We start from the raw sequence: 12,177 nt of genomic DNA, 5'->3' as shown, positions 1-12,177 counted from the left end.
GCTCAATCGTGATCGTCGCCGCAGAGGTCGTGGTTGGCGAGCGCGCGGATGACGTAGCACTCGCTGATCTGGTCGGAATGGCAATGGCTGGTGATGCGCACCAGCTCGGCCTCCAGCTTCCTGAGCCGGGCGATCTTGCGCCGGACGGCGGCGAGCTGTTCGGCGGCGATGCGGTCGGCATCGTGGCAGGGACGCTCCGGGTGCTGGCTGAGCTCGATCAGCTCGCGGATGGCATCGATGGTGAGGCCGAGGTCGCGCGCATGGCGGATGAAGGCGAGGCGGTCACGCTCCTCGCTGGAATAGCGCCGCTGGTTGCCTTCCGAACGCTCGGCAGGGGAGATGAGGCCCATCTGCTCATAGTAACGGATGGTCGGAACCTTGACGCCCGTGGCCCTGGAAAGATCGCCGATCGTCAGCATTGTCGCGCCTCGTCGAATGGATTGCACCACAGATGTGCCGGGAGCGCCGGCAAATCAAGTTTTCCGTGTTTCTTCTTCGATATGGCCGCCCGGGCGCGGCCTCCTGACGATTTTTTGTTCGCCCCGTGATGGTCGTACGGAAGAAAGCCACAAATCGGGCCTTGAAGCTCGGGGCGGCTTGAGCGTTTATGCTTGGCCGAAACCGTTGAAGCCATAAGATTAACGAAGTTCTAAGCAATCGCTTGGACTCTAAGCCCGAGATGCGTCGCTCCGCATGCGGCGCGCCCCGGACCCCGAGCAACCGAAAACGACCCATGTTTGCGCTTCGCCTCCGTCTTTCCCGTGAAACCGCCCGTCTGCGTCTGCCGCTTCTTGCGCGGCTCGCCGCCGCGACCGTCGCCGGCGGCCTGCTTGCCGGCTGCATGGCCATGGATGTCGCTTCGCTTGCCGAAACGCCCCAGCTTTCGAGCAAGGTGAAGGCCGAGATGGCGAAGAGGAAGATGCGGCCGGAAAGCCCCGTGCTGGTGCGCATCTTCAAGCAGGAGAGCGAGCTGGAGGTCTGGAAGGTCGATGCGAGCGGCAGGTATGCGCTCTTCAAGACCTACCCGATGTGCCGCTGGTCCGGAAAGCTGGGGCCGAAGAGGAAGAGCGGCGACCGCCAGGCGCCGGAGGGCTTCTACCATGTCTCGGCGGGCATGCTGAACCCCAACTCGCAGTATTACGTTTCCTTCAACCTCGGCTACCCGAACCGCCTGGAATCGGCGCTCGGCTATACCGGCGAGGCGCTGATGGTGCATGGCGGCTGTTCGTCCTCCGGCTGCTACGCCATGACCGACCAGGGCGTCGGCGAGATCTACGCCATCGTGCAGAAGGCGCTGGAGGGCGGGCAGGAGCGCTTCCAGGTGCAGGCCTATCCCTTCCGCATGACGACGGAGAACATGATCAAGCACCGGGGCGACCCGAACATGCCCTTCTGGCGCACGCTGAAGGAGGGCTACGACGCCTTCGCCTTCACGAAGCGCCAGCCGAAGGTTTCCGTCTGCAGCGGCCGCTACGTGTTCAACAAGGAGTTCGTCGGCGGCGAGCCCGGCGACCCGCTCGCCCAGTGCCCGGCCGTGGTCGGCGAGCCCGAGGCCGAGCTGATGGCGAAGATCGGTGCGGAACAAAAGAAGCTGGATGCGGCTTTTGCAAGCGCCACACCGGTTTCGAGCTTCGCCTATGTGGACGGCGGCATGCATCCGAGCTTCCGCACGCTTTTGAAGCAGCAGGGCGCGAAGGGCCTGGCGGCCCGCATCTCGCGCACGAAATACCCGGTCAGCCGGCCCGAAGCCGCGCTGGCCGATCCTTATGACGATTGAGGTGGCCCGTATTGTCTGCTGAAAGCGTAACACGCCGGTCCTTCCTGCTCGCCGGCGCAGGACTGGCAACCACGGCCCTGGCCGGCTGCACGACGCCGGCCCGCGAAAGGGTCGCCGTCGAGCCCGAACCGGTCGATACCAGCATCTACGCGGCCATGTACGGGCCGAAGCCGGACGAGCTGTTCCCCCTGCCGGCCATTCCCTACCAGCGGATCGATCCGCGCTTCTATCGCCAGATGGTGCCGGACCCGACGGGCGAGCGGCCCGGCGTGATCGTCGTCGACACCGCGAACCACTTCCTCTACCTGACCTACGAGAACGGCCAGGCCATGCGCTACGGCGTCGGCCTCGGCCGCGCGGGCTTCGAGTGGGCCGGGCGCGGCGTCATCCAGTACAAGCGCGAGTGGCCGCGCTGGACGCCGCCGGACGAGATGGTCGCCCGCCAGCCCGAGCTGGAGCCCTACAGCATCGCCAATGGTGGCATGGAGCCGGGTCTCAGCAACCCGCTCGGCGCGCGCGCGCTCTACATCTTCCAGAACGGCGAGGACACGCTCTACCGCATCCACGGCTCGCCGGAATGGTGGACGATCGGCCAGTCCGTCTCCTCCGGCTGCGTGCGCATGATCAATCAGGACGTGGTCGACCTCTACAATCGGGTCCAGAACGGCACGCCCATCCTGGTGCTCGGTTCGCCGGCCGTCGCCGCGGCCTATTGACTGCATACGATTTTCGCGCGTTATTGCGTACAGTTTCGACTTGGCCTCCGGGGCGGTCGAATCCGTTCGCACAGGGAGGCGCGACGTCATGGCCGGCATCGAGACGCTGTTCACCAATGCGAAGCTGGCGGATGGCTCGCTGAACGACATCGCCGTCGCCGCAGGGCGCATCGTCTCGATCGCGCCGCCGGGCACCGTCTACGGCGCGTCGCGGCAGGTGGACATCGGCGGCGCGCTGCTGGTGCCGGGTTTCGTCGAGGGACACATCCATCTCGATACCAGCTTCTACGGCGACAGGTGGATTGCGCACAAACCCTGCACCGACGGCTTCAACGTGCACGAGCGCGTCGCCTTCCAGGCGGAGAACCTGGCGCGGGCGGCGCCGATGGACGAGCGCGCCCGCAAGCAGCTGGAACTCTGCGTTGCGAACGGCTCCCTCCAGATGCGCAGCCATGTCATGGTCGACGGCTCGGTCGGGCTGAAATCGCTGGAGACGATCCTTCGGGTCCGGGAAGAATACAGCGACGTCGTCGACATCCAGCTCGTCGCCTTCCCGCAGGGCGGCATCCTGAAGAGCCCCGGCACGGCCGGGCTTCTGGACGAAGCCGTCGGGCTTGGGGCCGATCTCGTCGGCGGGCTCGATCCGGCGAGCTTCGACCGCGACCTCAAGGGCCACCTCGACGTCGTCTTCGGGGTGGCGGAACGGCGCGGCGTCGGCGTCGACATCCACCTGCATGATTTCGGCACGCTCGGCGCCTTCAGCGTCGAGGAGATCTGCGCGCGCACGGCGGCGCTCGGCATGCAGGGCAGGGTGGCGATCAGCCATGCCTACGGCCTCGGCGACCTCGATGCGGACGCCGCGCGGCGGATCGGCGCGACGATCGCCGCCAGCGGCGTCTCGATCATGACCAACGCCCCCGGCGACCACGTCTTCCCGCCGGTCGCGCTCCTGCGTTCGGAAGGCGTCACGGTCTTCTCCGGCAGCGACAACATCCGCGATTCCTGGTGGCCCTATGGCGATGGCGACATGCTCGGCCGCGCCATGATGATCGGCTACCGCTCCGGCTTCTACACGGACGACGAACTCGCCGCCGCCTTCGACGTGGTGACGGCCGCGGGTGCCAGGGCCCTCGGCCTCGAAGGCTACGGCATCGCCGTCGGCGCGAAGGCCGACTTCGTGACGCTCGCCGCCGAGCACGTGCCGGAAGCCGTGGTGGCGGTGCCGAAGCCGCGGCGGGTCTTCAAGGCGGGACGGCTGGTGGCGGAGAACGGGGCGGTGGTGCGCTGATTGCCGGCCCTTTCGGCGACGGGCAAGCATTGGCGCGCGCGGGTGCCTTTTGCCCCTTCTCCCCGAGGGGAGAAGGGAAGGCGGCAATGTTTCCGGATAAAAGGAACCGTTCGGCGCCTTATGTGCGCGGCTTCAGGTTCTCCGGGTCGTACAGCGGCTTGTAGCCGACGCCGGCCACTTCGACCGGATAGGTCTCGGCGAAATACTCGACGGCGAGCTTGCGGCCTTCCTGGCAATAGGCCCACGGCAGGTAGGCGAGCGCGATGTTCTTGCCGATCGTCGGGCCGAAGGCGATGGAGGTGGTGTAGGAGCGGCGGCCGAGCTCGTCGACCAGCACCTCGCCGGTTTCCGGGTCCATGACCGGCAGGTTGCCGACCGGGTAGCGCTTCACGCCCTTGCTGTCGGTGTTCTCCGTCATGACCAGCGTGCAGAGCATGGCGGGCTGGTGCGGGCGCGCCTTGTATTCGAGGTGCTTGGCCTTGCCGCGGAAGTCGGCCTCCTTGACCTTCGGGCGGGCAACGTCCGCCTCGATGAGGTTATACTGCGTGAGAAGGTCGGCGTTCTGCAGGCGCAGGCTCTTTTCCATGCGGCGCGAGTTGGCGTAGGTCTCGACGCCGAAGGCCATGACGCCGGTGGCGCGCAACGCATCCCAGACGGCAAGCCCGTCCTCGTACTTCATGTGCAGTTCCCAGCCCTGCTCGCCGACATAGGAGATGCGGAAGGCGGTGACCGGCTTGCCGGCGATCTCGATGGGCTTGATGGCCGCGAAGGGGAAGTTCTCCGGGTCGAGGCCGGCCGGGTCGGCCACGACCTTCTTCAGCGTCGCGCGGGCGTTCGGGCCCCAGATGCCGATGGTGACGAACTTTTCCGAGACGTCCGTGATGGTGACGTCGAGGCCGCGGTCCTCGGCGACGCGCTTCATGTAGTGAAAGTCGCGCGGGCCGGCATCGGCGCCGTTGACGAGGCGGCAGCGGTCGGCCATGCGGAAGACGGTGAAGTCGGCGCGCACCATGCCCTCGTCGTCGAGGAAGTGGGTGTAGATGCCCTTGCCGACATTGCCGTCGCCGCCGATCTTCGCCGCGCAGAGCCATTCGAGCAGCTCGACATGGTCCGGGCCCGCGATGTCCACCATGTGGAAATGCGAGAGGTTGACGATGCCGCAGTCCTCGCTCATCGCAAGGTGCTCGGCGTTGGAGACGCGCCAGAAATGGCGGTTGTCCCACTCGTTCTCGCGCAGCGGCACGCGCTCGCCGTATTTCTCCAGGAGGTGCTCGTTGGCCTTGTAGCCGTGCGCGCGTTCCCAGCCGCCGAGCTCCATGAAGTAGCCGCCGAGCTCGACCTCGCGCTCGTAGAAGGGCGAGCGCTTGACGCCGCGGCCGCTGGCATAGGGCTCGCGCGGGTGGATGGCCGGGAAGTAGATCTTCTGGGCGGCCTCGAAGGTGCGGCCCTCGATGAACTTCTCCTCCAGCTGGTGCGGGTAGAAGCGCGCATAGTCGATCGAGGCATGATCGATCCCGGTGCGCCCGTCCGTCATCCAGTCGGCGATGAGCTTGCCGTAGCCGGGCCCGTCCTTCACCCAGATGGCGACGCAGTACCACAGGCCCCGCACCTTCTGACTCTCGCCGCAGGAGGGGCCGCCGGCGGCCGAGACCTGCAGGAGGCCGTTGAAGGAATGGCTCTCGTTGTAGCCGAGCTCGCCGAGGATCGGCGTCAGCTCCATGGCGCGTTCCAGCGGCTCGAGGATCTGCTCCATCTCCAGGTCGCGCTGCGAGGGCGAAAGGCGCGCCTCGTGCTTTTCGAGGATGTCGCGCGGATGGCAGAGGCGCGGATTGGTGGTCTCGTAATAGCCCCACTCGATCTGACCGCCCTCGGTGGTCTTCGGGTCGCCCGTGTCGCGCATGTAGGCGGAGTTGCCCTGGTCGCGCAGCAGCGGGTAGCCGATCTCCTTGCCGGTGCCTTCGAATTCGTTGAACGGGCCGAAGAAGGTGAGGGGATGGTCGACCGGCATGACCGGCAGGTCCTCGCCGACCATCTCGGCGATGAGGCGCCCCCAGATGCCGGCGCAGACGACGACATGTTCGGCCATGATCGTGCCGCGGTGGGTGACGACGCCCTTGATGCGGCCGTTCTCGACGATCAGGGACTTGGCCGGCGTGTTGCCGAAGACCTTCAGCTTGCCGGATCTTTCCGCCGCGTCGACCAGCTTGCCGGCGACCGTCTGCGAGCGCGGGACGACGAGGCCGGCATCGGGATCGAACAGGCCGCCCATCACCTTGTCTTCCTCGATCAGCGGGAACATCTCCTTGATCTCGGACGGCGAGACGTAGCGCGCCCGCGTGCCGAAAGCCTTGGCGGAGGAAAGCTTGCGCTTGATCTCCTCCATCCAGGTCTCGTCGCCGGTGCGCGCGACTTCCAGGCCCCCGATGCGGGCGTAGTGGCCCATCTTCTCGTAGAAATCGATGGAATACTGGGTGGTCCAGACCGAGAGGTAGTCGTGGCTCGTCGTGTAGCAGAAGTCCGAGGCATGCGCCGTCGAACCGATGTCGGTCGGAATGCCCGACTTGTCGATGCCCACGATATCGTCCCATCCGCGCTCGATGAGATGGTGGGCGATCGACGCGCCCACGATGCCACCCAAACCGATGATGACGACCTTCGCCTGTTGCGGAAATTCTGCCATGCTCATAGACCCCGATGAGAAATTGCGGCCGATTTTAGGGCCTCGCCCGGTGCCGTTGCAGCCTGTCTGCGACTCGTCCGCGACCAGTTCCGACAGTCCCCGGACCCCTTGCCCTGCGCCCGCGGCACGACCCTAGCGGATCGTTCCCCCCGCGCAATGCATTTCCGTGCGCTCACGCCGCCGTCCCGAGGAGGCGATGGACGCCTACCTCCAGCGGCAGGTGGCATAGCTCGGAGTCGTCCTCGTCCGCCGCGCCGTTTCCATGGGTGATCGCCGCGGCCGGAGGGAGTGTCAGGAAACCACGTTGCGCACGAAGCGGACGGTTCCGGGGCCGGCATTGGCATAGGCGTAGCTCTGGTCGGTGCCGTAGACGGCGAAGCCGCCCGCCTCATAGTCCTTCGCCGAGCCGGACAGTTCGAGCCGCAGCGTGCCCTCGGTCACGAAGATCATCTCGTGCCAGCCGGCAGGGTCCGGCTCGGCGTCGTAGCGTTCGCCGGGGCCGAGCGACCAGAGCCACATCTGCGCTTCCGTCGCCGCCGGGGCCGAGCCGAGCAGCACGGCGATGCTTTCCGCCTGCGCGCCGCGCCACGTCACCTCGTTGATCACGGCGGAAGGCGCGCGCGCCGGATCGCGCACCAGGTCGACGAAGCCGACGCCGATGGCCGCGGCGAGCTTGTCGAGGCTCGACAGGCTGATATTCGCATCGCCCCCTTCCAGCGACACGATCATGCGCCGGCTGATGCCGGAGGCCTTCGCCAGCGCCGCCTGGCTGAGGCCGGCGGCCTGCCGGAGGCGGCGCAGGTTGCCCGAGACATGGGCGAGCACATCGCCGCGTTCTTGACTGTGCAATATATTGCTCATACGGTTCCGTTATCGAAGGGGCGGCCGCGCCGCATCCCGCTTTCTAGCCCGAAAGGACCCGGCCATGAAGATACGCGATTTCGGCGTCGAGATCTGGATGAACCGCTACGAGAACCACTGCGAACTGAACCTTGCGGAAACCTGCGTGGAATCGCTGACGGTCGGGGAACTGCTCGACATGGCCGGCAGGAAGGACGGCATCCTCGCCGAACTGCTGCCGATGAAGCTCACCTACGGCGCGATCGAGGGCAGCGAGCGGCTGCGCGGCCTGATCGCCGGCCTTTATGAAAGGCAGTCGGCGGAGAATGTCGTCGTCACCCACGGCGCGATCGGTGCCAATGCGCTGGTGCACGAGACGCTGGTGGAGCCCGGCGACCGCGTCGTCTCGGTCCTGCCCACCTACCAGCAGCACTATTCCATCCCCGAAAGTCTCGGCGCGGACGTGAAGATCCTCAAGCTGACGGCCGAGCATGGTTTCCTGCCGGACCTGGCGGAGCTGCGCCGCCTTGCCGCAACCGGCACGAAGCTCATCTGCCTCAACAATCCGAACAATCCGGCCGGCTCCCTGATGGACCGGGATTTCCTCCTGCAGGTCGTGGAGATCGCCCGCGGCTGCGGCGCCTTTATCCTCTGCGACGAGGTCTACCGCGGAACGGACCAGGAAGGCGACGGCATGACGGCCTCCATCGCCGACCTCTACGAGAAGGGCATCAGCACGGGCAGCATGTCCAAGACCTATTCGCTGGCGGGCCTGCGCCTCGGCTGGATCGTCGGACCGAAGGACCTGCTGCGCGCCGTCTCGGTCCACCGCGACTACAACACGATCAGCGTCGGCATGATCGACGACCATTTCGCCGCCATCGCGCTGGAAAACCGCGACAGGATCCTTGCCCGCAGCCATGCGATTACCCGGCGCAACCTCGCCATTCTCGCCGAATGGGTGGAGAGCGAGCCGCTGATCTCCTGGGTGAAGCCGAAATCGGGCACCACGGCGCTGTTGAAATACGACCTGCCGATTTCCTCCACGGCCTTCTGCACGCGGCTCCTGGAGCGCACCGGCGTCATGCTGGTGCCCGGCAGCGCCATGGACATGGAGGGGCACCTGCGCATCGGCTACGCCAATGGGCAAGCCGTTTTGCGCGAAGGATTGCGGCGGCTCTCGTCCTTCCTCAGGGAGGAGCAGGCCGCGTTGACGGCCTGATACTGCTGGCAAAGTCCGCCGGACCCCTCCGCCGTCATGGTCGGGCCTGGCCCGATCATCCACGCCACGCCCGCCAGACCCATGCGAAAATTGCATGGTTGACGTGCCGGCTTAGCGCTGTTCCGCATTGCAGCATGGGACTATAAGACCGTCATCGAAAGACGCGGCGCCACGGACCGGTGCCGAACGGAGAGCCTCAGGAAAGGGGATCATCATGAACATGGCACGTTCCTTCAGCAATTGGCGCAAGTACCGCCAGACCGTCAACGAGCTCGGCCGCATGAGCGCCCGCGAACTGCGCGACCTCGGCATCGAGCGCTCTGAGATCAAGGCCGTCGCCCGCGCTGCCGTCGGCTTCTGACCGCGCGCTGCCGGACGGCAGGATTTCAAGACGCCCGCCCTTCCGGCGGGCGTTTTTGCATGTGCGAACGAATCAGCGCTGCCGGACTTAACTCAACGGAATTGAGATATACGTTACGCGCATAACGCATAGCTGCATTGCAAAACGATGCCTATGAAATGATCAGGAATGGGATATAGTCATATTTATCGAAGCGACGTACCTCCTCCCACGAAGCTTCGATGTTTGCAGAAGGCCTACTCCTCCTCCCAAGGCCGACTGCGGGAATGGCGACACTCCTCCTCCCAGTCGCCATTCGGTTCTATCGGAAAGCCTGCCGCACCTCCTCCCGCGGCAGGCTTTTCCATTTTCGGACCCCCTCTTGCCCCGACATGCGAAAAAGCCGCGCAAGCCCACGGCTCGACCGGTGCGTCTCTCCCGCGCTTGGCCTTGGGCAGTTTCATTGTATTTTTGAAAATATACCGCTGGCCAAGCCGCAGGCATCGCTATATTCAATGCGATATTACGCTGCCGGAAGGGCAGGAAAAGGGAGAACAGGAATGAACCGTCGTCTGCTTCTGAAACTCGCCGCCGCCGTCTTCGCGGCGCTTCCGCTCGCGCTGCCGGCCGCCGCGGCGGAAAAGGTCACCGTCTTCGCCGCTGCGAGCCTCAAGAACGCGCTCGATGCCGCCAATGCCGAATGGCAGAAGGCAACCGGCAACGAGACGACGGTCTCCTATGCCGCGAGCTCGGCGCTCGCCAAGCAGATCGAGGCGGCGGCGCCCGCCGACCTCTTCATCTCGGCCGACCTTGCCTGGATGGACTATGTCGCGGAAAAGAAGCTGATCAAGGAGGAGACGCGCGCAAACCTGCTCGGCAACCGCATCGTGCTCGTCGCGCCGAAGGACAAGGCGACGACGGTCGAGATCAAGGAAGGCTTCGACCTCGCCGGCCTCGTCGGTGACGGCAAGCTCGCCATGGGCGCGGTCGACAGCGTACCGGCCGGCAAGTACGGCAAGGCGGCGCTCGAAAAGCTCGGCGTCTGGTCCTCCGTCGAGGGCAAAGTCGCCGGCGCGGAAAGCGTGCGCGCGGCGCTCGCCCTCGTCTCGCGCGGCGAGGCGCCCTACGGCATCGTCTACCAGACGGATGCCGCCGCCGATCCGGGCGTCGCCGTCGTCGGCACCTTCCCGGAAGACAGCCATCCGCCGATCATCTACCCCGTTGCCATCCTCTTAGAATCGCAGAGCCCGGCGGCCGGCGCCTATCTCGACTTCCTGAAATCGGACAAGGCCGCCCCCTTCTTCACCGAGCAGGGCTTCACCATCCTGAAGTAAGACGAGCCCGGCGACAGCCCCGGATGCTACATCCGGGGCCGGCTTGCCGACCTGGTCTGTCGACGAGCCTCACACCAAGCCCTCCGTCATCCTCGGGCCTGACCCGAGGATCCGCATGACACCCGCGGCATGACGGAGGAGAGGATTAGGGGGAGCAATGCCGTCCCGGCCGGGCAGCCGGGGCTGTTGCCTTTGGAAAGGACACGCATTGGACTGGTTTGCCTTGAGCGCGGAGGAATGGACGGCGATCCGGCTGAGCCTTCGGGTCTCGGCGGTCGCGGTCCTCGTCAGCCTGCCGCTCGGCATCCTCGTGGCGCTGGCGCTCGCCCGCGGCCGTTTCTGGGGCAAGTCGCTGCTGAACGGCGTCGTCCACCTGCCGCTCATCCTGCCGCCGGTCGTCACCGGTTTCCTGCTGCTCATCCTGTTCGGCCGGCGCGGTCCCGTCGGCGCGCTGCTTGCCGACTGGTTCGGCATCGTGTTTTCCTTCCGCTGGACCGGCGCGGCGCTTGCCTGCGGCGTCATGGGCTTCCCGCTCATGGTGCGCTCGATCCGCCTTTCCATCGAAGCCGTCGACCGCAGGCTGGAGGAGGCGGCCGGCACGCTCGGCGCGAGCCCCGTCTGGGTCTTCCTCACCGTCACCCTGCCGCTGATCCTGCCCGGCGTCATCGCCGGAATGATCCTCGCCTTCGCCAAGGCGATGGGCGAGTTCGGCGCCACCATCACCTTCGTCTCCAACATCCCCGGCGAAACGCAGACGCTTTCGGCGGCGATCTACACCTTCACCCAGGTGCCCGGCGGCGATGCCGGCGCCATGCGGCTCACCCTCGTCGCCATCGCCATCTCCATGGCCGCGCTGCTCGCCTCGGAGATCCTGGCCCAGCGCATCGGCCGCAAGGTGAACCTCGAATGAGCCTCGTGGTCGAAGCACGCCGCCGGCTCGGCGATTTCTCGCTGGACGCCGCCTTCACCTCCGATGGCGGCGTCACGGCCCTGTTCGGCCGTTCCGGCTCGGGCAAGACCTCGCTCGTGCGCATCATCGCCGGGCTGACGCGCCCGGCCGAAGGGCGCGTGCTGCTGGATGACGACGTGCTGGTCGATACCGCGCGCGGCATTCTCGTTCCGCCGCATCGCCGCCGCTTCGGTTACGTCTTCCAGGAGGCGCGGCTCTTCCCGCACCTCACCGTGCGGCAGAACCTCAATTACGGCCGCTGGTTCTCGCCGAAGGGCGCGCGGGCGGAAAGTCCCGGCCGTGTCGTGGAACTGCTCGGCATCGGCGACCTGCTCGACCGCCAGCCGGCCAATCTTTCCGGCGGGGAGAAGCAGCGCGTCGCCATCGGCCGCGCTCTGCTCGCCTCGCCCCGCCTGCTTTTGATGGACGAGCCTCTCGCCGCGCTCGACGAGGAGCGCAAGGCCGAAATCCTGCCCTATCTGGAGCGCCTGCGCGACGAGGTGGGCATTCCCATCGTCTATGTCAGCCATTCGGTCGCCGAGGTCGCGCGCCTTGCCGACAGGGTCGTGCTGATGGCGGGCGGCCGCGTCGAGGCCGTCGGCGCCGCTTCCGAGGTGCTGGGCGGCCCGCGCCTCGCCTCCGCCGCCGAGCGCCGCGAGGCCGGCAGCGTGCTTTCCGGGCGGGTCGAGGCGCGCGATGCCGCGCACGGCCTTGCCACCGTCCGCCTCGACGGCGGCGCGGCGATCCTCGTGCCGGGCGCCGCCGTTTCGCCGGGCGAGGCGGTGCGCCTGCGCGTCCCCGCCCGCGACGTCATGGTGGCGACGGTCCGCCCCGAGGGTCTGAGCGCGCTCAACATCCTCGAAGGCATCGTGGAAGCGATCGAGCCGGACGGGGAGGGCATGGCGAGCCTGCGCATCGCCTGCGGCGGGGATCGCATCCGTGCCCGCATCACGGCATTCTCCGTCGAGCGCCTGGGCCTTGCCGCGGGCCTTCCTGTCCACGCCGTCATCAAGACGGTGGCGCTGGAATGA

General features: G+C 66.6%; 11 protein-coding genes. 8 read left to right on the top strand and 3 right to left on the bottom strand.

Annotation, left to right across the window (positions count from 1 at the left end; translation table 11 throughout):
* Window positions 1–2 precede the first annotated feature (2 nt).
* Window positions 3–419 (bottom strand): MerR family transcriptional regulator, encoded by a 417-nt coding sequence (locus tag ACIIOY_RS03845; RefSeq protein ID WP_411033301.1) that lies wholly within the window; start codon window positions 417–419, stop codon window positions 3–5.
* 314 nt (window positions 420–733) lie between these two features.
* On the opposite strand from ACIIOY_RS03845, the gene ACIIOY_RS03840 reads away from it, so the two are divergent.
* From ACIIOY_RS03840 to ACIIOY_RS03830, 3 genes are all read left to right on the top strand, one after another.
* Window positions 734–1,777 (top strand): L,D-transpeptidase family protein, encoded by a 1,044-nt coding sequence (locus tag ACIIOY_RS03840; protein ID WP_411033300.1) that lies wholly within the window; start codon window positions 734–736, stop codon window positions 1,775–1,777.
* Between the two features lie 11 nt (window positions 1,778–1,788).
* Window positions 1,789–2,493 carry a L,D-transpeptidase gene (locus ACIIOY_RS03835; protein WP_411033299.1) on the top strand — a complete coding sequence of 235 codons (705 nt, stop codon included), beginning with the start codon at window positions 1,789–1,791 and terminating at the stop codon, window positions 2,491–2,493.
* 88 nt (window positions 2,494–2,581) lie between these two features.
* Entirely contained in the window at window positions 2,582–3,781 is a 1,200-nt protein-coding gene (locus tag ACIIOY_RS03830) for an amidohydrolase family protein (RefSeq protein ID WP_411033298.1), read from the top strand.
* Between the two features lie 118 nt (window positions 3,782–3,899).
* On the opposite strand, the gene ACIIOY_RS03825 is transcribed toward ACIIOY_RS03830, so the two are convergent.
* The gene (locus ACIIOY_RS03825; RefSeq protein ID WP_411033297.1) at window positions 3,900–6,461 is read right to left on the bottom strand and encodes a GcvT family protein; all 2,562 of its coding nucleotides are present in this window, start codon (window positions 6,459–6,461) and stop codon (window positions 3,900–3,902) included.
* A gap of 291 nt (window positions 6,462–6,752) precedes the next feature.
* A complete protein-coding gene (locus ACIIOY_RS03820) occupies window positions 6,753–7,310 on the bottom strand; it encodes a helix-turn-helix domain-containing protein (RefSeq protein ID WP_411033296.1) in 558 nt (185 codons plus the stop codon).
* A gap of 76 nt (window positions 7,311–7,386) precedes the next feature.
* On the opposite strand from ACIIOY_RS03820, the gene ACIIOY_RS03815 reads away from it, so the two are divergent.
* The 5 genes from ACIIOY_RS03815 (at window position 7,387) to modC (ending at window position 12,177) form a co-directional block, all read left to right on the top strand.
* Window positions 7,387–8,523 carry an aminotransferase gene (locus ACIIOY_RS03815; RefSeq protein ID WP_411033295.1) on the top strand — a complete coding sequence of 379 codons (1,137 nt, stop codon included), beginning with the start codon at window positions 7,387–7,389 and terminating at the stop codon, window positions 8,521–8,523.
* A 214-nt stretch (window positions 8,524–8,737) separates the two neighbouring features.
* Window positions 8,738–8,884, top strand: coding sequence for a DUF1127 domain-containing protein (locus ACIIOY_RS03810; RefSeq protein WP_411033294.1), 147 nt, complete (start codon window positions 8,738–8,740; stop codon window positions 8,882–8,884).
* Window positions 8,885–9,423: 539 nt separating this feature from the next.
* The gene (gene modA / locus ACIIOY_RS03805; RefSeq protein ID WP_411033293.1) at window positions 9,424–10,197 is read left to right on the top strand and encodes a molybdate ABC transporter substrate-binding protein; all 774 of its coding nucleotides are present in this window, start codon (window positions 9,424–9,426) and stop codon (window positions 10,195–10,197) included.
* 208 nt (window positions 10,198–10,405) lie between these two features.
* Window positions 10,406–11,107, top strand: coding sequence for a molybdate ABC transporter permease subunit (gene modB / locus ACIIOY_RS03800; protein WP_411033292.1), 702 nt, complete (start codon window positions 10,406–10,408; stop codon window positions 11,105–11,107).
* On the top strand, window positions 11,104–12,177 hold the full coding sequence (modC, locus tag ACIIOY_RS03795) for a molybdenum ABC transporter ATP-binding protein (protein ID WP_411033291.1): 1,074 nt from the start codon (window positions 11,104–11,106) through the stop codon (window positions 12,175–12,177). The genes modB and modC overlap by 4 nt, the downstream gene beginning before the upstream one ends.

The sequence above is a fragment of the Shinella agrisoli genome (genome assembly GCF_046557955.1).
In the GTDB taxonomy this organism is placed as follows: domain Bacteria; phylum Pseudomonadota; class Alphaproteobacteria; order Rhizobiales; family Rhizobiaceae; genus Shinella.
This window is presented reverse-complemented; position numbering and strand designations above follow the sequence as displayed.